The 23,857-nt window shown below is 49.2% G+C and carries 21 protein-coding genes and 2 pseudogenes; 16 read left to right on the forward strand and 7 right to left on the reverse strand.

All coding sequences use genetic code 11. From position 1 onward, the window contains the following. Positions 1–13: 13 nt before the first annotated feature. Positions 14–130: pseudogene (locus CLR69_RS05890) on the forward strand (transposase); the annotation flags it as partial. Between the two features lie 440 nt (positions 131–570). On the opposite strand, the gene CLR69_RS05895 reads toward CLR69_RS05890, so the two are convergent. The 4 genes and pseudogenes from CLR69_RS05895 to icd form a co-directional block, all read right to left on the reverse strand. After that, complete coding sequence (locus CLR69_RS05895) at positions 571–900, reverse strand: colicin transporter (RefSeq protein WP_242451560.1); 330 nt, start codon at positions 898–900, stop codon at positions 571–573. A gap of 2 nt (positions 901–902) precedes the next feature. After that, positions 903–2,711, reverse strand: coding sequence for a colicin E5-related ribonuclease (locus CLR69_RS23125; protein WP_242451561.1), 1,809 nt, complete (start codon positions 2,709–2,711; stop codon positions 903–905). A 120-nt stretch (positions 2,712–2,831) separates the two neighbouring features. Further along, positions 2,832–3,467, reverse strand: a pseudogene (locus CLR69_RS05910) (portal protein); the annotation flags it as partial. A 104-nt stretch (positions 3,468–3,571) separates the two neighbouring features. Further along, positions 3,572–4,825 (reverse strand): NADP-dependent isocitrate dehydrogenase, encoded by a 1,254-nt coding sequence (gene icd / locus CLR69_RS05915; protein WP_129711322.1) that lies wholly within the window; start codon positions 4,823–4,825, stop codon positions 3,572–3,574. Positions 4,826–4,956: 131 nt separating this feature from the next. On the opposite strand from icd, the gene rluE reads away from it, so the two are divergent. The 8 genes from rluE to CLR69_RS05955 all read left to right on the forward strand — a co-directional run bounded on the left by rluE (position 4,957) and on the right by CLR69_RS05955 (position 13,267). After that, the gene (rluE, locus tag CLR69_RS05920) at positions 4,957–5,583 is read left to right on the forward strand and encodes a 23S rRNA pseudouridine(2457) synthase RluE (protein ID WP_242451632.1); all 627 of its coding nucleotides are present in this window, start codon (positions 4,957–4,959) and stop codon (positions 5,581–5,583) included. After that, entirely contained in the window at positions 5,576–6,022 is a 447-nt protein-coding gene (locus CLR69_RS05925) for an NUDIX hydrolase (RefSeq protein ID WP_129711324.1), read from the forward strand. The genes rluE and CLR69_RS05925 overlap by 8 nt, the downstream gene beginning before the upstream one ends. A gap of 137 nt (positions 6,023–6,159) precedes the next feature. Beyond that, positions 6,160–7,266: a tRNA 2-thiouridine(34) synthase MnmA gene (gene mnmA, locus CLR69_RS05930; RefSeq protein ID WP_129711325.1), complete on the forward strand. Its 1,107-nt coding sequence runs from the start codon at positions 6,160–6,162 to the stop codon at positions 7,264–7,266. Positions 7,267–7,268: 2 nt separating this feature from the next. Then, positions 7,269–7,907 carry a high frequency lysogenization protein HflD gene (hflD, locus tag CLR69_RS05935; protein WP_129704689.1) on the forward strand — a complete coding sequence of 213 codons (639 nt, stop codon included), beginning with the start codon at positions 7,269–7,271 and terminating at the stop codon, positions 7,905–7,907. A gap of 190 nt (positions 7,908–8,097) precedes the next feature. Further along, complete coding sequence (purB, locus tag CLR69_RS05940; RefSeq protein WP_129711326.1) at positions 8,098–9,468, forward strand: adenylosuccinate lyase; 1,371 nt, start codon at positions 8,098–8,100, stop codon at positions 9,466–9,468. Positions 9,469–9,854: 386 nt separating this feature from the next. Continuing rightward, positions 9,855–10,544: a two-component system response regulator PhoP gene (gene phoP, locus CLR69_RS05945; protein WP_129704970.1), complete on the forward strand. Its 690-nt coding sequence runs from the start codon at positions 9,855–9,857 to the stop codon at positions 10,542–10,544. After that, complete coding sequence (phoQ, locus tag CLR69_RS05950) at positions 10,541–12,010, forward strand: two-component system sensor histidine kinase PhoQ (protein ID WP_129711327.1); 1,470 nt, start codon at positions 10,541–10,543, stop codon at positions 12,008–12,010. Before phoP ends, phoQ begins: the two co-directional genes overlap by 4 nt. Positions 12,011–12,145: 135 nt before the next feature. Further along, positions 12,146–13,267 carry a ribosomal protein uL16 3-hydroxylase gene (locus CLR69_RS05955; protein WP_129711525.1) on the forward strand — a complete coding sequence of 374 codons (1,122 nt, stop codon included), beginning with the start codon at positions 12,146–12,148 and terminating at the stop codon, positions 13,265–13,267. 78 nt (positions 13,268–13,345) lie between these two features. On the opposite strand, the gene pepT is transcribed toward CLR69_RS05955, so the two are convergent. Then, the gene (pepT, locus tag CLR69_RS05960) at positions 13,346–14,578 is read right to left on the reverse strand and encodes a peptidase T (RefSeq protein WP_129711328.1); all 1,233 of its coding nucleotides are present in this window, start codon (positions 14,576–14,578) and stop codon (positions 13,346–13,348) included. A gap of 368 nt (positions 14,579–14,946) precedes the next feature. Between pepT and potA the strand changes: the two genes are divergently transcribed. The 4 genes from potA to potD all read left to right on the forward strand — a co-directional run bounded on the left by potA (position 14,947) and on the right by potD (position 18,955). After that, entirely contained in the window at positions 14,947–16,062 is a 1,116-nt protein-coding gene (gene potA / locus CLR69_RS05965) for a spermidine/putrescine ABC transporter ATP-binding protein PotA (RefSeq protein WP_129711329.1), read from the forward strand. Continuing rightward, positions 16,046–16,906: a spermidine/putrescine ABC transporter permease PotB gene (gene potB, locus CLR69_RS05970; protein ID WP_129711330.1), complete on the forward strand. Its 861-nt coding sequence runs from the start codon at positions 16,046–16,048 to the stop codon at positions 16,904–16,906. The genes potA and potB overlap by 17 nt, the downstream gene beginning before the upstream one ends. After that, the gene (gene potC, locus CLR69_RS05975; RefSeq protein WP_129711331.1) at positions 16,903–17,679 is read left to right on the forward strand and encodes a spermidine/putrescine ABC transporter permease PotC; all 777 of its coding nucleotides are present in this window, start codon (positions 16,903–16,905) and stop codon (positions 17,677–17,679) included. The genes potB and potC overlap by 4 nt, the downstream gene beginning before the upstream one ends. Before the next feature lie 232 nt (positions 17,680–17,911). Then, the gene (potD, locus tag CLR69_RS05980; RefSeq protein ID WP_129711332.1) at positions 17,912–18,955 is read left to right on the forward strand and encodes a spermidine/putrescine ABC transporter substrate-binding protein PotD; all 1,044 of its coding nucleotides are present in this window, start codon (positions 17,912–17,914) and stop codon (positions 18,953–18,955) included. A 67-nt stretch (positions 18,956–19,022) separates the two neighbouring features. On the opposite strand, the gene CLR69_RS05985 is transcribed toward potD, so the two are convergent. Together CLR69_RS05985 and CLR69_RS05990 are read right to left on the reverse strand one after the other, a co-directional pair. Next, on the reverse strand, positions 19,023–19,559 hold the full coding sequence (locus CLR69_RS05985; protein WP_129704674.1) for a methylated-DNA--[protein]-cysteine S-methyltransferase: 537 nt from the start codon (positions 19,557–19,559) through the stop codon (positions 19,023–19,025). Between the two features lie 205 nt (positions 19,560–19,764). Further along, entirely contained in the window at positions 19,765–20,991 is a 1,227-nt protein-coding gene (locus CLR69_RS05990) for an MFS transporter (protein WP_129711526.1), read from the reverse strand. Positions 20,992–21,133: 142 nt separating this feature from the next. On the opposite strand from CLR69_RS05990, the gene CLR69_RS05995 reads away from it, so the two are divergent. From CLR69_RS05995 to CLR69_RS06005, 3 genes are all read left to right on the forward strand, one after another. Continuing rightward, entirely contained in the window at positions 21,134–21,955 is an 822-nt protein-coding gene (locus CLR69_RS05995; RefSeq protein WP_129711527.1) for an AraC family transcriptional regulator, read from the forward strand. A 318-nt stretch (positions 21,956–22,273) separates the two neighbouring features. Beyond that, positions 22,274–22,906 (forward strand): YbhB/YbcL family Raf kinase inhibitor-like protein, encoded by a 633-nt coding sequence (locus CLR69_RS06000; RefSeq protein WP_129711333.1) that lies wholly within the window; start codon positions 22,274–22,276, stop codon positions 22,904–22,906. Beyond that, positions 22,903–23,769, forward strand: coding sequence for a helix-turn-helix transcriptional regulator (locus tag CLR69_RS06005; protein ID WP_129711334.1), 867 nt, complete (start codon positions 22,903–22,905; stop codon positions 23,767–23,769). The genes CLR69_RS06000 and CLR69_RS06005 overlap by 4 nt, the downstream gene beginning before the upstream one ends. The last annotated feature ends 88 nt before the right edge of the window (positions 23,770–23,857 follow it).

Raw genomic sequence — 23,857 nt, forward strand, 5'->3', positions numbered from 1 at the left:
TGAGGAGCTCGGTATGCGTAAAACCCGATTCACTGAACACCAGATCATTGCCGTTTTGAAGTCTGTCGAAGCTGGACGGACCGTCAAAGATGTCTGCTGCGAAGCAGGGATATCTGAGATTTCGTACTATATCTATGGACTACCTCCGTTCTGCAAGCACTGAATCTGGTCTTGGGTTATTGCTTACATCATCTATCCGGCATTGATTACCGCGCCCACCGTCGCATCGGAAACATCCACATTCCTCAGATTGTTCAGCAGAGCTCCCAGACCCTACACAGTTTCTTCACCTGTCAATTATCAATATCAACACTCACGTTATTACTCCTGCATGTCTATTTGTCTGATAGATCCGAAAGGGAAAAGGCGTATCGTTGCCCATACGAATAAGCGCTCTAACAAAAACGCTTATCGGCACAAATAAAAAAACCTTCCGAAGAGGGCCTATACCAAATTTGTGGTATAAAAAACCGGAGCAGCTTTTTAAGGCATACTCCGGTATCTTGCGCGAATTTAGCGCGTATTAATCATTAGTACAAGTTCAAGAGACTGAATTTATTAAAATTCTGACTACTTAGAAAACCCCACGATTGTGATGATAAAGGCGTTATATCCTTGAGAAACGTCGTCATTGATATTTTCGATGGCCCTATCATTGTTCTTTTTAATTTCACCTTCATCCGTTAGCTTATCTAGGCCATCCCACCGAGTATTCACATCAGGTCTGAAGCCTGGATTCAACCAGTGACCACCTTCTATCATTCCGATTGGTAGATTACGTTTCGCCGCTTCCTGGCATACTTCAATGGCTGCTTTTGGTGACAACTTCATGACAGCGTTACCAGACAATTCAAAGAAGAATTTACCTTCGCTAAAGAAGCCTCTATTATTTTGTGTCATTCTTATTTTCCCCAAATAATACGAGAATCATCCACCCATTCGGGATCGTTTTTATCGCTAACCTGAACAACTTCACCAGTCCTATCATTAACCACAACATATTTCCCTGATTCGCCATAGACAGAGGCAGGATCATTTCTACCTAAAAAATCAGGAGGTGTTTTTTTGGGACTACGTTTGTCTTCAGCACTACCTTTTGCTCCTTTTGAAACGGCATCTCGAACATCTTTTTCCGTCCACCCGCGAGTTCCAAGTTGATCTCTGATTTTATCATCAAATTTTATATCAGGAGTTTTTCCTTTATTTTTTTCTTGCTCATCCTTCAGCTTTTGATCTGCCGTTTTTTTATCCTGCTCAGCTTTTTTCCTACTTTCAATCGCAATAATCAGGGATTTTTCAGCGTTACTGATGAGCTCTTTGCTTTTTAGCAATTCACTGCGGAGATAACCGTAATATTCCAGAGCCTGCTCTTTGTATACGTCACCTAAGACAAACATCGTTTCGCTGGGATCATTCAGCATATCTTGTGAAAGATTGTTCACAGAATATTTTGTAATGACATCATGCCAACTGATTTCGTCAGTAAGCAAAGCATCTGCCCCCAGTGCAAGAAGAGCGTTAAGTTTTGCAACTGAATCGACCAGAACAGAGAAGTTAAACTTTATCTGCGCATAATCCCCATATTCAGGGACATTATATATTTCGGGCCATTCGACTTTAGCCGGGTATTTCACTGGATCAGCTAACGTCAACCCATTAGGTGAAGTTTTAAGATTATTAAGTGCTAACTCAGCGTGCTTAACTCCTCGCTCAGCCTCCGCTTCTGCATTTATCGCATCCTGAACTTTACGCTCTGCCGCTGCAACAGGATGTCGCAACAACCACTCCTGTTCACGGCGTTTAGCCTCTTCAACCTGCTTTTTCTCTTCCTCGGCGGTAACAATTTTTGAAAGAGACACGTACACAGGTTCATGATCGCTGCCAAAATCAATAAATGCATGGTGCGTATCAGCCACTGGCGTGGAAAGGAAAGAAGATACCTGGATATCGTCTTTTACTTTCGGTGGATTCTTTGCCAAAGCAGGCTGAGTTTTATCCAGTTTGATTTGAAGCGCGGGTTTATCAGCAATGATCTTCACCGAGTACACACCAGGTACAGCCGTTTTCTCAGCTTTAACCACAGGAATATTCGCGACAGGTGAATTAACCGCTGGCTGAGTGAGGGTAAGTTGGCGACGTGAAAGCTCAGTATTAACGACACTCTGAGCCAGCAAACTGGCTGGAGCGGTTGGCAACGAGCGAATTTCGCCAACAGGCAGGCTGCTTACTAAATCTGCAGGCATTGCTGTAACACTGTAACCCGTATTTGGTACGCCTTTCTGAGCGGCTAACTGCGCTGCTAGCTGAGCCATCTTTGTCTGCTGCATCCCGTTAAACACAGGATCAATGCTATCAGGAGCAATATCTGATGGCATGATAGCACCGAGAATACCAACCAGTCTTCCTGCAACAGGAGCCGCTTTAAGCGCAAAATCAGCAACTTTCTTTAATCCAACTTCAATAGCTGCCGTATTAAACGTAAAACCCCATACATCATCAATAAGGTAAACAGCAGGTGGTATAGCAAGGAACAGATAAGGATTTATCACCGTTTGTTTTTCAGGGTTTTTACCATAATCAACCTGTGGATCAGACTTATCATTGTTCCTGTCACTCCCCCCCTTGCGGTCATCATTTGATACCCAACCGCCGCCGCCATCAACGGTCATTGTGTCTCCATCGTTTGAAGCATATAAACGGTACTTAATCATTGAAATTCTCCATCACAAAATGCCAATACTGTATTTTTATACAGCCCGGCAATTATAGAGGCTTCTCTGATCTAGCTAAAGCATTCGCCTAATTTCATAAACACAGTTAATAAACTGATTTTAAAAATCTATTTTATCAATTCCCCCCTGAATACTCTGTGTCATCTGCGCGTTCAACGCCTCAATCTCCCGCGTCATGTTCTCCATATCCTGAAGAATACGACCCGTTTCTGCCTGCGTTTTAGCATCATCAAAGCGCTGGCTGTTTGCTAAGGTTTGCTCACGCTAAGCCACCTGCTGCTCTTCAGGTGTCATTTCATCCGGCGCTTTCGGCGTACCCAGCGCACTGCGGATCCGCTCGATAAACTCCGCCTTCTTCGGCACACCCAGCAGTTCTACCCACATATCCAATACTGTAGCTTGCACCTGCGGTGGCAAACCGGTGATAACCTGCGACATGCGCTCGGCCAGTTGTGATTTATAAGCTGGGGTTTGTTGGATCGGCGCAAGCGCAATGTGAGCACGTAGATGGGAAATATCGTTAGTCATGCCACCATCGCCTTCGGATTCGTCATTGATGGTAAAGGACTTATGACGCCGCAGATCGTCACGGTTCACCACAACGGAATAATTCCGCCGGCGCGTCAGATCTTCCACCAAATACGACAGCAGCAATTGCCCAACTTGCTGGCAGGCAAACTGATAGTTATCGTTGATTTCCACTAGTGTCGTGGCGCTCTGCCAAACCAAAGTGGTTGTTTTTCACTCTATTTTACTGAGGGATTTTACTGAATGGCTTTTTAGATGTTAAAAATCAGCGAGAGCAAAGCGCCCCCGCCGATCAATGTGATAACAGCAGATTACATGTTATCGATGATGTCTTGCGCAAACTCGCTACATTTCCGCAGCGTAGCGCCTTCCATCAAACGTTCGAAATCGTAAGTCACGGTCTTGTTCTTGATCGCGCCTTCAACGCCTTTAACAATCAGGTCAGCTGCTTCGAACCAGTGCAGGTGACGCAGCATCATTTCAGCAGACAGAATAACGGAACCTGGGTTCACTTTATCCTGACCAGCATATTTAGGTGCAGTGCCGTGCGTGGCTTCAAACAGTGCACATTCGTCACCGATATTTGCGCCCGGAGCAATACCGATACCGCCAACCTGTGCTGCCAGCGCATCAGAAATGTAGTCACCGTTCAGGTTCATACAGGCGATGACGTCATATTCAGCAGGACGCAACAGGATTTGTTGCAGGAATGCATCAGCGATGACGTCTTTTACAACGATCTCTTTACCTGTGTTCGGGTTCTTGATTTTCACCCACGGACCGCCATCGATCAGCTCACCGCCGAATTCTTCACGCGCCAACTGGTAGCCCCAGTCTTTAAACGCGCCTTCGGTGAATTTCATGATGTTGCCTTTGTGTACCAGCGTGAGGGAATCACGGTCGTTGGTAATCGCGTATTCGATCGCAGCGCGAACCAGACGTTTGGTACCTTCTTCTGAACACGGCTTCACGCCGATACCACACTGCTCAGGGAAACGGATTTTGCTAACACCCATTTCTTCACGCAGGAATTTGATCACTTTGTCTGCTTCGGCAGAACCCGCTTTCCACTCAATACCGGCATAGATGTCTTCGGCGTTTTCGCGGAAGATTACCATATCAGTCAGCTCAGGCTGTTTAACCGGGCTAGGTGTACCTTCATAGTAGCGTACCGGACGCAGGCAAACATACAGATCCAGCTGTTGGCGCAGTGCAACGTTCAGAGAACGAATACCACCGCCGACTGGCGTTGTCAGTGGGCCTTTAATCGCCACACGGTATTCACGAATCAGATCCAACGTCTCGTCCGGCAGCCAGACATCTTTACCGTAAACTTGCGTGGATTTCTCACCCGTGTAGATCTCCATCCAGGAAATCGCGCGCTTGCCCTGATAGGCTTTTTTCACGGCGGCGTCCACTACGTTGATCATAGCAGGCGTTACATCGATACCAATGCCGTCACCTTCGATAAACGGGATAACCGGATTGTTCGGAACAACCAGCTTGCCTTGAGCATCAACCGTGATTTTCTGACCTTCTGTCGGTACAACTACTTTGCTTTCCATTAACCTCTCCTTCGAGCGCAATTTTGTTAATGACTTGTAAGATGCGTGTCAATACTACTTGAATATTTAGCCCGCGCCAATCGCAAACCATTTCGAGTATAATGCTTTTGTTATCCGCGACTATAAAGATGATGAATAAATTCCCTGTTAAAAATCACAAAGTTAAACGATTCAGCTCACAGCCGGCAAGAAAACGTCAGCCTGACAACACGCCGCGCCGAATCGTTCTGTTCAATAAACCCTTCGATGTCCTGCCACAATTCACTGACGAAGCTGGACGCCACACGCTAAAAGATTACATTCCGATTAGCGGTATTTATGCCGCCGGGCGTCTGGATCGCGACAGCGAAGGCCTGATGATTCTCACCAATGACGGCAAGCTTCAGGCGCAACTAACTCAGCCAACGAAAAAAACAGCCAAAATTTACTACGTTCAGGTTGAAGGCATTCCTGCTGAGGCCGCATTGGCGCGTTTTCGTTCCGGCCTAGAATTGAATGACGGCAAAACGCTGCCCGCAGGCGCGGAGATCGTGCCTGAACCTGACTGGCTGTGGCTGCGCAATCCGCCAATACGTGAACGTAAAAGCATCCCTGATTGCTGGCTGAAAATTACGCTACATGAAGGCCGTAATCGGCAAGTCCGCCGTATGACGGCAAATATCGGGTATCCTACCCTGCGTCTGATTCGATACGGCATGGCCAATCAAACCGTAGAAAACCTGTTACCCGGAGAATGGAAGGAGATAGCGGATGTTTAAACCCCATGTGACGGTTGCCTGTGTGGTACAGGCGGATAACCATTTTCTGGTCGTTGAAGAGTTAATTAACGGCAAATTATTATGGAACCAACCCGCAGGTCATTTGGAAGCCGACGAGACGCTGATTCAAGCGGCGAGCCGTGAGTTATGGGAAGAAACCGGCATTCAGGCCGCACCGCAGAGTTTCTTGCGTCTGCATCAATGGATTGCCCCAGATAACACACCATTTTTACGTTTTTGCTTCGCGCTCGATCTACCTCAACGAGTCGATACCCAGCCGCACGACAGCGACATCGAATGCTGCCGCTGGGTGACCGCTGAGGAGATTCTGCATTCTCGTCAGCTTCGTTCACCGCTGGTGGCCGAAAGTATTCGCTGCTATCAGCAGTCAGAACGCTATCCATTAGCCCTATTGGGCGCGTTCAACTGGCCTTTTTAGACATTTAACTGTTCTTGCCATGGAAGGCTAATCACCACACGGCAGGAATAGCGATGCAGCCCTCAGCTCAACATGCTAAAATATGCCGCTTGTTTTTCGCATCAATGCGTCAGTAAATTTCAGTTCGTGAGACTCCCATGTCAGATAACAGCCAGAAAAAAGTGATTGTCGGTATGTCCGGCGGTGTTGATTCCTCCGTTTCCGCTTACCTGTTACAGCAACAGGGCTATCATGTTGAAGGCCTGTTCATGAAGAACTGGGAAGAGGACGACGACACAGAATATTGCTCAGCAGCCACTGACCTTGCCGATGCGCAGGCCGTTTGCGACAAGTTGGGTATCGAGTTACATACCGTCAACTTTGCCGCTGAATATTGGGACAACGTTTTTGAACTCTTCCTTGAAGAATATAAAGCGGGTCGAACCCCCAATCCCGATATCCTGTGTAATAAAGAAATCAAATTCAAAGCCTTTCTGGAGTTCGCCGCTGAGGACCTCGGGGCGGATTATATCGCGACAGGCCACTATGTCCGCCGTCACGACGTTGACGGCAAAAGCCGTTTACTGCGCGGCATGGACGGCAACAAAGACCAGAGCTATTTTCTTTATACGCTGAGCCATGAACAGATCGCACAGAGCCTGTTCCCCGTCGGTGAACTGGAAAAACCGCAGGTGCGTAAAATCGCCGAAGAGCTTGAACTTGCCACGGCGAAAAAGAAGGATTCTACGGGTATTTGTTTCATTGGCGAGCGTAAATTTACCGATTTTCTGGCGCGCTATCTACCCGCACAACCCGGCCCGATTCTGTCCGTCGACGACAATAAACCGATGGGACAACATCAGGGGCTGATGTACCACACGCTGGGGCAACGCAAAGGACTGGGTATTGGCGGCGTCAAAGACGGCGGCGAAGATCCTTGGTACGTAGTAGATAAAGATGTCGCCAACAATATTCTGTATGTCGCACAGGGTCACGAACACCCTCGCCTGATGTCGTACGGCTTAATCGCACAGCAATTACACTGGGTCGATCGCCAGCCGCTTACTGCGGAATTACGCTGTACGGTGAAAACCCGCTACCGCCAGGCGGATATCCCCTGCACCGTCACCCCACTTGGTGACGATCGCATTACCGTGCGTTTTGATGAATCTGTCGCCGCCGTAACTCCGGGCCAATCCGCTGTCTTTTATCTGGACGACGTTTGCCTTGGTGGCGGCATCATCGAAGAACGCTTACAGGAGTAACCGTGGCTAAAAATTATTATGAAATCACGCTGGCGCTAGCAGGCATTTGCCAATCGGCGCATTTAGTCCAGCAGTTGGCCCACACGGGAAACTGCAATAATGATGTGCTGCATACTTCGCTGAACAGCGTGTTGAACCTCAATCCGGTATCCACACTGGCCGTTTACGGCAATGACGAGCAAAATCTGAAAGTGGGTCTGGAAACACTGCTGGGTATTCTGAATACCAGCAGCAGTAAAGGCGCTGGTGCAGAATTATCACGCTACGCCTTCAGTCTGATCGCGTTAGAACGCAAGCTGAATGCAAAGTCTGCTGCGCTTGACGAATTGGGCAAACGCATCGGGCAATTGGAACGCCAACTGGAGCATTTTGAGCTGCTTTCCGAAACGATTGTTAGCGCGCTGGCCGCGATTTATGTGGATGTCATCAGTACGTTGGGGCCACGTATTCAGGTTACCGGCTCACCGGAAGTGCTAAAGAATAGTCAGGTGCAGGCTAAAGTACGCGCCGCACTGCTGGCCGGTATCCGTTCTACGGTGCTCTGGCAACAGATCGGTGGTGGGCGCTTGCAGCTGATGTTCTCACGCAGCAAACTGGTCAAAGAAGCGAAACAGATATTGGCGCGTTGCCCATCTGTTTGATGATATTCTTGCCGTTATGGCTGACGCTGGTGTGATCCACGCCAGCGTTGCGATAATCGGTTTTGTATTAAAACTGGCTGTATTGAAATCGGTCAGTTATTGAAACTCGTTATTGTCGAAACTAGTGTTCTTAAAACCAATTGTTACTGAAACCAATTGTTATTGAAACCAATCTCAGGAGTTGCTTGCAATGGAATTATCCTCACTGACCGCCGTTTCCCCTATTGATGGACGCTACGGCGATAAAGTCAGCACGTTGCGCACCATTTTCAGCGAATTTGGTTTGCTGAAATTCCGTGTGCAGGTTGAAGTACGTTGGCTGCAAAAACTGGCAGCCTGTGCAGAGATCCAGGAAGTTCCTGCATTTGACGCTGACGCAAACGCTTTCCTTGATAAAATTGTTGCCGAATTCAGTGAAGAAGATGCGGCACGCATTAAAACGATTGAGCGTACGACCAACCACGATGTGAAAGCTGTTGAGTACTTTCTGAAAGAGAAAGTCGCCGCTGTTCCGGCACTGCATGCCGTCAACGAATTCATCCACTTTGCCTGTACTTCAGAAGACATTAACAACCTGTCTCATGCGTTGATGCTGGATACTGCTCGCCGCGACGTTATCCTGCCACACTGGCGTCAAATTATTGATGCACTGAAAACGCTGGCACAGGAATACCGCGATATCCCGCTGCTTTCTCGTACACACGGTCAACCAGCGACGCCATCTACCATCGGTAAAGAATTCGCTAACGTGGCTTACCGTATGGAACGCCAATATCGTCAACTGCAACAGGTTGAGATTCTGGGTAAAATTAATGGTGCCGTCGGCAACTATAACGCCCATCTGGCCGCCTACCCTGAAGTAGACTGGCACCAATTCAGCGAAAGTTTTGTCACCTCACTGGGCATCAACTGGAACCCATACACGACACAGATCGAACCGCACGATTACATCGCCGAACTGTTCGACTGCATCGCGCGTTTCAACACCATTTTGATCGACTTTGACCGTGATATCTGGGGCTATATCGCACTGAATCACTTCAAACAAAAAACCATTGCGGGCGAAATCGGTTCATCCACCATGCCACATAAAGTTAACCCGATCGACTTCGAAAACTCGGAAGGCAATCTGGGGCTGGCGAACGCCGTGCTGGCGCATCTGGCCAGCAAACTGCCGGTTTCTCGCTGGCAACGTGACCTCACCGACTCCACTGTGCTGCGTAATCTGGGCGTGGGCGTAGGCTACGCACTGATTGCCTATCAGGCCACAATGAAAGGTATCAGCAAACTGGAAGTGAACCGCGATCGTCTGGCTGACGAACTGGATCATAACTGGGAAGTGTTGGCTGAGCCGATCCAGACCGTGATGCGCCGCTACGGGATTGAAAAACCGTACGAGAAACTGAAAGAGCTGACGCGCGGCAAACGCGTTGACGCGGCGGGTATTCAGGCATTCATCGATAGTCTGGAATTACCTGAAGCGGAAAAAACACGTCTGAAAGCGATGACGCCAGCTAACTATATCGGCCGCGCGATCGCCATGGTTGATGACCTGAAATAAGCGTTATCAAACCGCTGTCGTACTCTCTCTGGTGGGCACCCTGCCCGCCAGTTTTCTCGCTCACCATACTCTCTCTCTAGATAATTCGAGTTTCAGGACAAAACGTTAGCGTTCTGAACAACGCAAAGCGTTGGCCCGTCGGGCAAGGTGTACGCCAATCTGCCGAGTATCGTAGCCAATACACATGCAACTCGAAGTATAACGAGTATGACCATTTCCAGCCTGTTTATACCCGGTTTACCCTTCCTGTGGATAATTTAGCAAATAAAATAAATTACTTTCTCTGCGTATAATGTTGATATGCAGGAGAGGCATACGTGAAAGATAGGCTACATAAAAGCTATTTTGATAAATATGATGCTATCTATTCGACAGAGGATATAACGATGCGGATTCTGGTCGTTGAAGATAATGTATTACTACGCCACCATTTAACCGTTCAGATGAACGAAATGGGGCATCAGGTTGACTCGGCGTCTGACGCTAAAGAAGCGGATTATTTTCTGCATGAGAATATGCCGGATATCGCCATTGTCGATCTCGGGCTACCCGATGAAGACGGGATGAGCATGATTCGTCGCTGGCGCGCACATCAGGTCAAACTCCCTATCCTGGTGCTGACCGCCCGTGAAGGCTGGCAGGACAAAGTGGCGGTACTGGAAGCCGGTGCGGACGATTACGTAACCAAACCGTTCCATATGGAAGAAGTTGTGGCACGCTTGCAGGCACTGATGCGGCGCAACAGTGGTTTGGCATCGCAAATCATCAGCCTATCGCCCTTCGAGATCGATTTATCGCGCCGTGAGCTGATGATCCACAGCGTTCCGCTCAAGCTGACCGCGTTTGAATACACCATTATCGAGACGTTGGTTCGTAATAAAGGTAAAGTCGTCAGCAAAGAGTCGCTGATGTTACAGCTGTATCCCGATGCAGAGCTACGGGAGAGTCATACTATCGATGTGCTGATGGGGCGGTTGCGCAAGAAGATTCAGCAGGCCGATGCGCCAGATGTAATTACTACCGTACGTGGACAAGGATATCGCTTTGATATTGATACACCTTCAGGCCCTGCATGAGTGATAAGAAGCACCCCTTCTCACTGCGCATTCGCTTTTTACTGGCGACAGCGGCTATCGTACTGGCACTGTCGTTGGCCTATGGCGTCGTCGCGATTATCGGTTACAGCGTTAACTTTGATAAAACCTCATTCCGCCTGCTGCGTGGCGAAAGTAACCTCTACTACAGTCTTGCACAGTGGCGTGATAATCATCTGAATATCGTCATGCCCCCCGATGTTGATATCAATTTCCCCACGCTGGTGTTGATATATGATGAGAATGGCAACGTACTCTGGCGCGAAAAGCATGTTCCCGAACTGGAAGCGCTGATAAAACCAGAATGGCTGAACAAGACGGCCTACCATGAATTGGATACCGACACCGATACCAGCAGTGCGGTATCCAGCAGTCCGGTACTAACCGGTAACACCTTGCTGTTGAGCAGCCTGCGTGCGCTGAACGGGGCGCATAGCAATGCGCTAACGCACTCCATTGCCGTGAACGTTTATCCGAAGACCGACCACCTCCCCTCCATTACCATTGTTGTCGTTGACCGTATCCCACAGGAATTGCAACAGGAAGACGTCGTGTGGGAATGGTTCAACTATGTTTTGATCGCCAACCTTCTGCTGGTGCTTCCCCTGCTTTGGCTGGGCGCTCACTGGAGCCTGCGCCCTATTCAGCATCTGGTAAAACAGATCGCTGAACTGGAAAAAGGCACGCGCGAACAGTTGGACGAAAATCCACCGCGTGAGTTATTCAGTTTGGTGAAAAACCTGAATATCCTGCTGAATAACGAACGACAGCGCTACCATAAGTACCGTACTACGCTCACTGACCTCACCCACAGCCTGAAAACGCCGCTGGCGGTCTTGCAGACTACGTTACGCGCGTTGCGTACCGGCAAAGAAATCACCATCGATCAGGCTGAGCCGATCATGCTGTCGCAGATCAGCCGTATCTCGCAGCAGATTGGTTACTACCTACATCGCGCCAGCGTACGCTCTGAACATAATCTGCTGATACGTGAGGTACACTCGGTGCCAGCACTATTGGATGGCCTGTGCTCTGCATTAAATAAAGTCTATCAGCGCAAAGGCGTGGTATTGACGCTCGATATTCCGCCCGAGCTGACCTTCGTGGGCGAGAAGAATGATTTCATGGAAGTCATGGGCAATATCCTAGATAACGCCTGTAAGTACTGCCTGGAATTTGTCGAAATCAGCGTGCAATATTCCGATCACAAACTGCATCTGATTATCGATGACGACGGCCCCGGCATCCACGAAAGCAAGCGTGAAATGATCTTCCTGCGTGGGCAGCGTGCCGACCGCATGCGCCCCGGACAAGGTATCGGCCTCGCCGTTGCCGTCGAAATTATCGAGCAGTATCAGGGTGAGATCCTCATCAGCGATAGCGCACTGGGTGGTGCCCGAGTCGAAGCTATTTTCTCCCGCCAGAATCTGAGCCAGAACGAAGGCTGAAAGACAGTACAGCGAGCGATGCTTCCGCTATACTTAGGGCCAAAATGCGGATTGTTTTAAATACGGATTACTTCAAGAAAAATCATGTCTTCAAGAACAGTCATTTCCTCAAAAAACGAATTTCTGGAAAACGGTATGGACTATCAGCTTAATCTCGACTGGCAGGATTTTTTAGCAAACTACTGGCAAAAGCGTCCGCTTCTGATTAAAGGCGGCTTCACTAATTTTATCGACCCAATTTCACCCGACGAACTTGCGGGTCTGGCATTGGAAAATGAGGTTGATAGCCGACTAGTCAGCCATCAGGGTGGACGTTGGCAAGTGAGCCACGGTCCTTTCGAGAGCTACGATCATCTGGGAGAAAGCAACTGGTCGCTGCTAGTGCAGGCTGTCGATCACTGGCATGAACCGTCTTCTGCCTTGATGCAGCCGTTTCGACAACTGCCAGACTGGCGTACTGATGATTTGATGATTTCGTTTTCCGTTCCCGGTGGTGGTGTAGGGCCGCATCTGGATCAGTATGATGTTTTCATCATTCAGGGAACGGGACGCCGCCGTTGGCGTATCGGCGAAAAAATACCGATGAAGCAGCACTGCCCGCACCCGGATCTACTTCAGGTCGAACCGTTTGAAGCCATTATCGATGAAGAGCTGGAACCGGGTGATATCGTATATATTCCACCGGGCTTCCCGCACGAAGGCTATTCGCTGGAGAATTCGCTGAACTACTCGGTCGGTTTCCGTGCGCCAAACGCACGTGAACTGGTAAGCGGTTTTGCCGATTATGTACTTTCACGCGAGCTGGGCAGTTATCGCTACAGCGATCCCAATATCCCATCCCGTGAGCATATCGCCAGCGTGCTGCCGCAAGAGCTGGATGCGCTGCAAAAAATGATGCTGGAGCTGGTGAAGCAGCCGGAACATTTCCAGAACTGGTTTGGTGAATTTATTTCCCAGTCTCGCCATGAGCTTGACCTTTCTCCACCGGAACCACCTTACCAGGCTGGCGAAGTGTACGAATATCTGCAACAGGGGGAACCACTACGCCGCTTAGGTGGCCTGCGTGTCATCTGCGTTGGGGATAGCTGCTTCGTCAACGGGGAGAAAGTGAACAGCACGCACAAAGCGGCGCTATTTGCGCTGGCGGAACACCCAGCCATTGATGCAGAGCGGCTGGGTGACGCACTGGAAGATCCTTCTTTCCTCGCACAGCTCACAGTCCTGATTAACAGCGGTTACTGGTATTTCGCAGATTAAAGCCAAATCGAGATCATAGTTCGCACAAAAATAAGGCGGGAATTTCCCGCCTTATTCGTCTCTGCAAAATGCTAATGCTTACGGTTTCGCACGCAGCGCCGTCAGCTCTGCAATGCGCATAATCACAGACACCGCCTTTTCCATTCCTTCCAGCGTGACAAATTCATGTTTACCATGATAGTTGTAGCCACCGGTAAATAGATTCGGGCACGGCAGTCCCTGAAATGACAGGTGTGCGCCGTCAGTACCACCGCGAATCGGCTTCATGTTCGGCTCAATATCACAATCTCGCATCGCCTGCTGTGCCAGCGCGATAATGTGCGGATGCCGCTCAACCTGCTCACGCATGTTGTAGTAGGTATCGGTAATCGTGACTTCAATATAGCAATCCGGGTGCAGCCCCGCGCCGACCTTTTCTGCAATATCCAGCATTGTCTGTTTACGCTGTTCAAAGCCGTTACGGTCAAAGTCGCGGACGATATAGTGCAGATCCGCCCGCTCCACAGATCCTTTCATGCTGTGAAGATGGTAAAAACCCTGATAGCCTTCCGTCTGTTCCGGTGATTCACTCCCCGGCACATGTTGATGATAACGAGAGGCCAGCGTCAGCGCGTTCACCATCACGCCTTTGGCGCTACCAGGATGCACATTGTTGCCCACGATTTTCACCTGAACCGACGCAGCATTAAAGTTCTCATATTCCAATTCACCGACACCACCGCCGTCTACGGTATAGGCCCACTGCGCGTTAAATGCTTTGACATCAAAAAACTGCGCGCCCTTGCCAATTTCTTCATCGGGCGTAAAGGCAATCCGAATATCGCCGTGCGGTAGCTGGCTTTTTTTCAGGCGTACCATCGCGGTAATAATTTCCGCGATCCCCGCTTTATCATCAGCCCCCAGCAGCGTTTTGCCGTCTGTCGTAATCAGCGTGTGCCCCAGTAACTGGTGTAGTACCGGGAACATCACGGGTGACAGCACCTCATCCCCCACGCCTAAGGCAATATCGCCGCCGCGATAATTTTCCAGAATCTGCGGATTAACATTTTTTCCGCTAAAGTCCGGCGACGTATCCATATGTGAAATAAAGCCGATGGCGGGCACCGGCCAGGCAACGTTTGCTGGAAGCGTCGCCATCAGACAACCCTGCTTGCTGAGTACAATCTGTTCAAATCCTAGTTCAAGTAGTTCCTGCTGCAACGCACGCGCCAGCTTCAGCTGACCATCGGTACTCGGCACTTGCCGGACACCGGATTTAGACTGTGTATCAAACGAAACGTAGTTTAAAAATCTGTCGAGTAATTTATCCATCTTATGCCCCCTGAACCCTGAAAAGCATTATGGATAGGGCTACCACAGCAGATATTGCGTCAGGTCAGTTTTTTTCTGATTTAACAAACCATAGGACCAGAATTCAGAGCAAAAAGTGGTGGTAGCGTCACGAAGCGTTCCTAAATCAGGTAACAATCAAGAAACATACGCGTTAATTCATTGGCTGAATCTCCGCCATTTACGTATTCATTGGCAGGAAGCCGAGCCACACAAGTTGGCGTGAGACTCGGGTTTCCCGTAAAATGCAGCCCTTAACCGCGCACGCTAGCTGAAAGGTGATAACCCTTGGCACGATCGCAACGGAGATACCGTTGATCTGCCAAATCAGGAAATAGAGCTATACCTTAATGAAAGAAAACTCCCTGACTGCGCCGGTCGTTGAACTGCTCAACGTCCACAAAGGCTTTGATGGCAAAGACATCATTTCGCATTTTAATCTCACCATTAATAACGGTGAGTTCCTGACGATCCTCGGGCCATCCGGCTGCGGGAAAACCACCGTACTGCGTCTGATTGCTGGTCTGGAAACGGTCGATAGCGGCAACATCATGCTGCAAAAGCAAGATATTACCCACCAGCCCGCCGAACAACGGCATGTGAATACCGTATTCCAAAGCTACGCATTGTTTCCTCATCTCAGCGTATTTGAGAACGTAGCATTTGGCCTGCGTATGCAGAAAACACCTGCCGCAGAAATTACGCCACGCGTGATTGAAGCATTGAAGATGGTACAGTTGGATGAATTGGCACAGCGTCGTCCGCACCAATTATCCGGCGGACAGCAACAGCGCGTCGCTATCGCGCGTGCCGTCGTCAACCAACCGAAGGTTCTGCTGCTGGATGAATCTCTGTCCGCACTCGATTATAAATTACGCAAGCAGATGCAGAACGAGCTTAAGGCGCTGCAACGTAAGCTGGGTATCACCTTTATTTTCGTCACGCACGATCAGGAAGAAGCGCTGACCATGTCCGACCGCATCGTGGTGATGCGTGATGGTCGTATCGAGCAAGACGGCACACCGCGTGAAATCTACGAAGAGCCAAAAAATCTATTCGTCGCCAGTTTTATCGGTGAAATCAATATTTTTGATGCCATCGTACTGGAACAATTGGACGAACAGCGCGTGCGTGCTCAGGTTGAAGGCCACGAATGCGTTATCACCGTCAGCATTCCGGTCAGTGTAGGCCAACATCTCAACGTGCTACTGCGACCAGAAGATCTACGCGTCGAAGAGCTTGGCGACGGCATGCAAGCAGAAGGCATGGTTGGCTATGTCCGCGAACGCAACTATAAAGGCATGACGCTAGAATCCAACATTGAGTTGGAAAACGGCAAAATGGTCATGGTCAGTGAGTTCTTTAACGAAGACGATCCCGACTTCGATCATTCACTCAACCAGAAAGTGGACGTTACCTGGGTGGAAAGTTGGGAGGTAGTTCTGCACGATGAAGACGTCGCGTAAACGCTTTCAAAATACCATTATCACACTCATCGTTGCCTGGTTGGTGCTATTTGTTTTCCTGCCCAACCTGATGATCATCGGAACCAGTTTTCTGACACGCGATGACACCCATTTCGTCAGTCTGGTCTTTACGCTCGAAAACTATACACGACTGGTCGATCCGCTTTATGCTTCAGTCCTACTGCATTCGCTGAACATGGCCGTTATCGCTACGCTCTGCTGTCTGCTGCTAGGCTATCCGTTTGCCTTTATTCTGGCGCACTTACCGAAAAAAATTCAGCCTCTGATGCTGTTTCTGCTGATTGTGCCGTTTTGGACCAACTCGCTGATCCGCATTTATGGGCTGAAAATTTTCCTCAGCACGCGCGGACATCTGAATGAATTTTTGCTCTGGACGGGCATTATCGATACGCCGCTACGGATTATGTACACTTCCGAAGCAGTGATTCTCGGCCTGATTTACATCCTGCTGCCTTTCATGGTGCTACCGCTCTACTCCAGCATTGAAAAACTCGATAAATCCTATCTTGAAGCCGCCCGCGATCTGGGCGCAAATAAATGGCAAACCTTTATTCGCGTGGTGATCCCACTGACCATGCCGGGAATTATAGCGGGGTGCTTGCTGGTACTGCTACCGGCCATGGGACTATTCTTCGTGGCCGACCTGATGGGCGGAGCCAAGAACCTGCTGATCGGCAACGTCATTAAAAGCCAGTTCCTCAATATCCGCGATTGGCCGTTTGGTGCCGCGACCAGCATCTGCCTGACACTAGTCATGGGCGTGCTGCTGTTTATCTACTATCGCACAGCTCGACTACTGAATAAAAAGGGAGAGCTGGAATGACAGGACGCTTAATTCGCGGTGGATTTATGTCCATCATTTACGCTTACCTGTACATTCCGATCATTATTCTGATTGTGAATTCTTTTAATCAGGCGCGTTTCGGCATCAACTGGCAGGGATTTACGCTGGATTGGTATCGGCTGTTGATGAATAACGACAGCTTGCTCCAGGCCGCACAGCATTCTCTGACAATGGCCATTTTCTCCGCAACTTTCGCTACGTTGATTGGTTCCCTGACGGCCGTCGCACTGTATCGCTACCGCTTTCGCGGCAAGCCTTTTGTCGGTGGCATGCTGTTCGTGGTGATGATGTCACCGGATATCGTGATGGCCATTTCGCTGCTGGTACTCTTCATGCTGTTGGGCATATCGCTCGGGTTCTGGTCGCTGCTGTTTTCCCATATCACTTTCTGTCTGCCATTCGTGGTGGTGACCGTCTACTCACGTCTGAAAGGGTTTGATGTACGGATGCTGGAAGCCGCGCGCGATTTGGGTGCCAGTGAAGTGATTATTCTGCGCAAGATCATTCTGCCTCTGGCGATGCCAGCAGTAGCGGCCAGTTGGTTGCTCAGCTTTACGCTGTCGATGGATGACGTCGTTGTTTCTTCGTTTGTTACTGGGCCTGCGTATGAAATTCTACCCTTGAAGATTTACTCAATGGTGAAGGTTGGCGTATCCCCGGAAGTCAACGCGTTGGCGACGATCCTGCTGATTCTATCACTCATACTGGTACTCAGTAGCCAGCTGATTTTACGCGACCGCACCGGAAAGTAAGATTGCAGCTCGCACGATATATACCGTTATTTCATATCTGTATATAGGGGCATATTCCAGTAGGCGTTATTGGTGCAGCCAGCTTGGACACGGACAGCGCGCAAAAACCGGAGCGTACACATAGTACGTGAGGATTTCGAGCACTGCCTAGGTTCAAAATGGCAAACAAAATAGCCTAATGGGATAGGTACCAGCAGGTATTTTCTTTGGGACTTATAAGGAGGTAAACATAATGAAAAAGTGGCCACACCTACTGGCAGCCTGCGCGATAGCGTTTGGTATCAGCGCCGCCAATGCCAACGATGGCAAAACGCTCTATTTCTATAACTGGACCGAATACGTGCCGCCGGGCCTGTTGGAACAGTTCACTAAAGAAACGGGCATCAAGGTGATTTACTCCACCTATGAATCCAACGAGAGCATGTACGCCAAGCTGAAAACCTATAAAGACAGTGCCTACGATTTGGTCGTGCCATCGACCTATTTCATCTCCAAGATGAGCAAAGAAGGCATGCTGCAAAAGATCGATACCAGCAAGCTCAGCAACTTCCATAATCTCGATCCAAACCTGCTGCACAAATCTTTCGATCCCAACAACGACTACTCTATTCCTTATATCTGGGGTGCAACGGCAATTGGCATTAATCATGAAGTCATTGACCCTGCAAGGGTCACCCGTTGGGCCGATCTGTGGGATACGAAGTACAAAAATAGCCTGCTGTTGACGGACGATGCACGGGAAGTGTTCCAAATCGCCCTACGTAAGCTGGGTTACTCCGCAAACACCACCGATCCTAAAGAGATTGAGGCGGCCTACAAAGCGCTACAAACCCTGATGCCGAACGTGCTGACGTTTAATTCAGATAACCCCGGTAACCCATTCATTGAGGGTGAGGTTAATCTGGGCATGGTATGGAACGGCTCTGCCTATGTGGCACGCCAGGCAGGCACACCGCTTGATGTCATCTGGCCAAAAGAAGGTGGCATCTTCTGGATGGATAGCCTAGCTATTCCGGCCAACGCCAAAAACGTTGACGGTGCGATGAAGCTGATCGACTTCCTGCTTCGCCCAGAAGTAGCGGCGCAGGTTGCAGAAACTATTGGCTATCCAACGCCAAATCTGGCGGCGAAAAAATTACTGCCACCTGAAGTTTCAGGAGACAAAACGCTGTACCCAGATGATGAAACTATCGCTAAAGGCGAATGGCAAAACGACGTTGGCAGCGCCAGCACACTGTATGAAACCTATTTTCAGCAGCTAAAGGCCGGTCGTTAATAGCAAGACACCGTATCACGCGGTGGGAATGTTGTTTCTTTATCCCATCGGGTTGATACGGTAATGATTACAAAGCCGTTCCTTTGATAGGAACACTCATATTAGCGGTGTTAACACCTTCCAGTTCAAGTAACTGGATTTTTTTTGCGATACCGCCAGCATACCCGGTCAAACTGTTATTGGAACCGATTACCCGGTGGCAGGGAATGATAATAGATATTGGGTTGTGACCAACCGCTCCACCGGTAGCCTGGGCCGACATGCTGGTTTTACCCATAACAGCCGCAACATCTCTCGCTACGGTTCCGTATGTGACATATTCACCATACGGGATCTGACATAATCGTTGCCAAACAGCCAGTCTAAAATCACTGCCGTTTGGCGCCAACGGCAGCGCATCGAGGGAGGGATTATGGCCAGAGAAATAAGCATCTAACCACCGTTTAGTGACAGAAAAAAGCGGAAGCTCGGGGCTTATCGACGGTTCTACCTGAAGGGACTGTGCATAATATTTTTGACCTACAAACCAGAGTCCGGTCAGGTTTTTCCCATCGGCGGCTATCGTAATTTCCCCCATTGGAGAATCATACTGGCTGAAAAACATATTGTGTCCCTTTATCTTGGGTGAAATGCATTAACAAACATCTGAAATAGTTGCTATGTGTTGCTTTAGGTAGAAACAACACAAAGACTTGCCGCGATGAAACGGTGACAGCTCTACCCACTCTTATGCACTCACCAATCATGTAAAAGCGGATCACGATTACAATAAATGACTATCAATATCAGGACAGATTGTTCAGCGACAGCTATTTTGATTTTTTGCGCGTATCCGGCATTAGCAATGTGGCGAGCCCAAGCAACGGAAGATAACCGCAGGCATCATAGACCGACACAATTCCATAGATATCTGCCAACTTACCTAAACTGGCGGCGGCAATTCCGCCCACACCAAACATGGTGCCGAACATAATTCCGGCAACCATACCCGTTCGTCCTGGCACAACTTCTTGTGCATATACCACGAGTGCAGCAAACGCAGAAGACAGTACAAAGCCAATGATGAGTGTTAATGTTACGGTCCAGAAAAAATTTGCATGCGGCAGGATCGGAGCGAAAGGTATAACGCCTAAAAATGATATCCAGATCACCGCCTTGCGACCAATACGATCGCCAACAGGCCCACCTGCAAACGTTCCAATCGCTACTGCGGCAAGGAAAGCAAACAGACAGAATTGTGCGTCGCGTAAGGTAATATCAAAGCGTTGGATCAAGTAAAATGTATAGTAATTGCTGATGGAGGCTATGTACGTGAATTTCGTCAGCATCAAAACACTGACAATGGCAACGGCAAGAATAACTTTTTTGCGGGGTAATTTTTCACCACTGATACTGTCGTGTTTTTTGCTCCGCGCATGCCCGTGAGCGATAGTCCAACGACTTATGCGGGTCAAAATAACAATGGCAATGAACGCGATGATCATCAACCACGCTACTGACATTTGCCCGTGGGGAAGTATCAAAAGTGCGGCGATCAAAGGACCGAATGCGGTGCCAGCATTTCCCCCGACCTGAAAAACTGATTGGGCTGTGCCAAACTTCCCACCGGAAGCCATTCGGGCAACCCGTGAGGCCTCAGGGTGAAATGTGGACGACCCCACGCCCACTAACGCCGCAGAGATGAGCAACATAGTAAAGCTGTCAGCCATTGCCAACAAACCGATACCCAGAAACGTAACGCCCATCCCTGCGGGTAAAAGATAGGGTTTAGGGCGTTTGTCGGTATACAAACCGACCCAGGGTTGAAGAAGGGAGGCTGTGATTTGGTAAACCAGCGCAATCATGCCAATTTGTGCGTACGACAGCATGAAATTTTCTTTCAACATGGGGTAAATTGATGGCAGCGTCGCCTGAATAACATCATTGCACGCGTGAGTTAACGCAACCGCACCGACGATGTTAACCAAAAATTTTCCCGTATCATTCTCAACATGTGATTGTGTTGGTATTGGTTCGCTTACTTCAGTAGAAGACATATCCTGGTTTCTCATTGGCAGGTGAAAAACAACATTATCTGCATGCCAGTTCTCACCATATCCTCTTGCTGGCCGGTTCCTGACATCGAATATTTCACAGAAAAAATGTCGTTCAATTCGTACATTCTTGCGGAAAAAAACTATCATAACGACATCCACTGAATTTGATACGCCAATCGATATAGATGAAATGACAATAGAAATGAACAATTCCGACTGGGGATGTCTCGCCCGATCGTACGATCGGGGCACATTGAATCCAGCACACAAACATAAACGGGGGCAACTGCTTTATGCTGTAAAAGGTGTGATGTTGGTTCAAACAGATAGTCGTCAGTGGGTCGTCCCCCCTCAACGATCGCTTTGGCTGCCAGCAGGACAGTGGCATTCCTTCACCCTGCTTTCTCATACTGAATTAAGAACGCTGTACTTCACGCCTGCGTTTGTGGCGGAAGCCTGTGGTATGAAAACACTGGATCACATTCATGTCATCGGCATGACGCCTTTCGCACAACACCTGATATCCAGTTTGTTTGAGCAATCTTTCAACCACTTGACACAAAAGTTAATCGCCCAATTATTGCTCAGGATCGTGAATGAAACCGAAGCACTTCCTGTAGATCTGGCGATGCCATGTGACGATAAGCTGCACAAGGTGGCTCAAGACATACTCGTCAACAATAGATGGAACGTTTCCTTGAGTGAATTTGCGGGGCTGGTGGCAATGTCTGAACGCACTTTTTCACGCTATTTCACCGAGGATACCGGGTGCAGTTTTCGAACCTGGAAACAACGGGCGCGGATTTTTGTGTCCATGGATCTGCTTTCTAACGGTATGCCAGTCAAACATGTGGCCTATAAACTGGGGTTTTCATGCCCCTCTTCCTTCGTTGCCGCATTTCGCACAGTGACAGGCCAGACTCCTTCATGTTTTTCAGGGCTGTCTGACATTCATGAAGAGTAAAAGTCAGTCGTGAGAACTCGCCAGTGCCAGCGATATCCAGCGGCAGTCGAAACAGCAATACCGATACAGTATTGATTTGACTGCCCCATGGAGCCCTTCCTTACGATACGAATTTGGTTTACACAACGGTATGGACGTTGTCAGCCCTTCCCATATCCCTGTCGGAAGCCATTTTTAACATCATTTAACGACTGACAGCGCCTAATACCATCAAATTGATAGCTAAAAGCATTATCCTGATGGCATTAGGAAAATAATCACGCACAGCTTCTTCTATAATGATTCAACACTCATAAGGAACACGATAGGAGCACCACCATGCTACAACTCTCCAGCCACAGTTTTCAGGACGGCGAAAATATCCCAGGCGAGTTTGCCTTTGCCGTTCCAAATTCAAACAACCACATTGCACTGTCTTCTAACCACAATCCCCACCTTGCCTGGCACGGCGCACCCGAAGGAACACGGTCTTTCGTGTTAATCTGTCACGACCCGGATGTACCCAGCCGCGGTGACGATGTAAATCAGGAAGATCGCGAGGTTAGTGCTTCTCTGCCGCGTGTTGATTTCTACCATTGGCTATTGTTGGATATCCCAGCCAGCATCAGTGAAATCGCTGCCGCTTCGCATTCCGATAGCATTACTCAGCGCGGAAAAGCAGGTCCAGATGCACCAGCGGGACTCCGACACGGCATCAATGACTACACCGCCTGGTTCGCCAGCGACGAACAGATGAAAGGCACCTACTATGGCTATGATGGCCCTTGCCCACCGTGGAATGATGCGATCGTCCATCACTACATTTTCACACTTTATGCTCTCGCGACACCGTCTTTAACGCTGGAGGGTGAGCTTAACGGGGCGAATGTCCGTGCTGCGCTCGCTAACGCGCCCGTATTGGCGGAGGCGAAATTAACCGGACTGTATACGCTGAATCCTCAATTACTATGACTATAACGGCTTTACGCTCCGCCTCTCCGCCTTTCATTGCAAAGGTGGACTGGCGATTGCCATCAGGCCAGCCACTACAGCGGTATGGCCTGTGTGCATTAGCGCAACCTCATCTGCGGACACCACAGCAAACAACGCGTTTTCATTTTTATGAGGCCACGCTTCTGCTGGTTATCTCTGGTCAGTTGACCATTCTTGAACAGAATAAAACAACGGTTGTCGATACGCCGTCCCAGCTTTGCCTGGTTACACCTGATGCGAGTGCTGATTTGACGAAAACGCCCGGCGGTCATGACTCCGTTTTCCGGTCTATCTTTCTGACGTTTTCACCTACGCTGCTGGCGCAATTTTATCTCCGCTATCCTGATGATGGCGCCCATGTACATCCTCCTCATCCCTTCACCACTATCCCCCTGGATGACGATCTCACCGGCACATTGTTGTATCTGCTCGAAGGGATTACAGGCGGCGAGCTCAATGAATCACGTCTCGAACTCCGACTGATGGATATACTGCTGGCGCTATCAGAACGAGGATATCGCTTTGGTGCACCACCACAGCCTGGTGTTTCCACCCAACTACGTGCACTTATCAGTGAGGAACCGGAACGCCACTGGACCGCACAGTCTGCGGGTCGTTTGCTGGCAATGAGCGAAGTCACGCTGCGTAGGAGGTTGTCTGCCGAACAGACGCGTTTTGAAACCCTGTTGCTGGAGGTGCGGATGCAGCACGCGATGATGTTGGTGCAGACGACGTCATGGAGTGTGCAACGTCTGGCAGAGGCTTGTGGGTATAAATCCTCGGCTCGTTTTTCCGAACGGTTTAAAACCCGTTTTGGTTGTTCGCCAACCAAAATTCGTTAATTCACCATTTGGCGGAATAGCGCCACCCTCCTGCACTATCTAAAACAAAGCGCCCTGTCAGAGAAACCAACAGGGCGCTTGAGTGCGA

This window comes from Pectobacterium zantedeschiae (assembly GCF_004137795.1).
GTDB lineage: Bacteria > Pseudomonadota > Gammaproteobacteria > Enterobacterales > Enterobacteriaceae > Pectobacterium > Pectobacterium zantedeschiae.

Bases quoted from the DNA above. Each gene is read 5' to 3' on its own strand.
- CLR69_RS05895 (WP_242451560.1), bottom strand. From the start codon at position 900: ATGACACAAAATAATAGAGGCTTCTTTAGCGAAGGTAAATTCTTCTTT.
- CLR69_RS23125 (WP_242451561.1), bottom strand. From the start codon at position 2,711: ATGATTAAGTACCGTTTATATGCTTCAAACGATGGAGACACAATGACC.
- icd (WP_129711322.1), bottom strand. From the start codon at position 4,825: ATGGAAAGCAAAGTAGTTGTACCGACAGAAGGTCAGAAAATCACGGTT.
- rluE (WP_242451632.1), top strand. From the start codon at position 4,957: ATGAATAAATTCCCTGTTAAAAATCACAAAGTTAAACGATTCAGCTCA.
- CLR69_RS05925 (WP_129711324.1), top strand. From the start codon at position 5,576: ATGTTTAAACCCCATGTGACGGTTGCCTGTGTGGTACAGGCGGATAAC.
- mnmA (WP_129711325.1), top strand. From the start codon at position 6,160: ATGTCAGATAACAGCCAGAAAAAAGTGATTGTCGGTATGTCCGGCGGT.
- purB (WP_129711326.1), top strand. From the start codon at position 8,098: ATGGAATTATCCTCACTGACCGCCGTTTCCCCTATTGATGGACGCTAC.
- phoP (WP_129704970.1), top strand. From the start codon at position 9,855: ATGCGGATTCTGGTCGTTGAAGATAATGTATTACTACGCCACCATTTA.
- phoQ (WP_129711327.1), top strand. From the start codon at position 10,541: ATGAGTGATAAGAAGCACCCCTTCTCACTGCGCATTCGCTTTTTACTG.
- CLR69_RS05955 (WP_129711525.1), top strand. From the start codon at position 12,146: ATGGACTATCAGCTTAATCTCGACTGGCAGGATTTTTTAGCAAACTAC.
- pepT (WP_129711328.1), bottom strand. From the start codon at position 14,578: ATGGATAAATTACTCGACAGATTTTTAAACTACGTTTCGTTTGATACA.
- potA (WP_129711329.1), top strand. From the start codon at position 14,947: ATGAAAGAAAACTCCCTGACTGCGCCGGTCGTTGAACTGCTCAACGTC.
- potB (WP_129711330.1), top strand. From the start codon at position 16,046: ATGAAGACGTCGCGTAAACGCTTTCAAAATACCATTATCACACTCATC.
- potC (WP_129711331.1), top strand. From the start codon at position 16,903: ATGACAGGACGCTTAATTCGCGGTGGATTTATGTCCATCATTTACGCT.
- potD (WP_129711332.1), top strand. From the start codon at position 17,912: ATGAAAAAGTGGCCACACCTACTGGCAGCCTGCGCGATAGCGTTTGGT.
- CLR69_RS05985 (WP_129704674.1), bottom strand. From the start codon at position 19,559: ATGTTTTTCAGCCAGTATGATTCTCCAATGGGGGAAATTACGATAGCC.
- CLR69_RS05990 (WP_129711526.1), bottom strand. From the start codon at position 20,991: ATGTCTTCTACTGAAGTAAGCGAACCAATACCAACACAATCACATGTT.
- CLR69_RS06000 (WP_129711333.1), top strand. From the start codon at position 22,274: ATGCTACAACTCTCCAGCCACAGTTTTCAGGACGGCGAAAATATCCCA.
- CLR69_RS06005 (WP_129711334.1), top strand. From the start codon at position 22,903: ATGACTATAACGGCTTTACGCTCCGCCTCTCCGCCTTTCATTGCAAAG.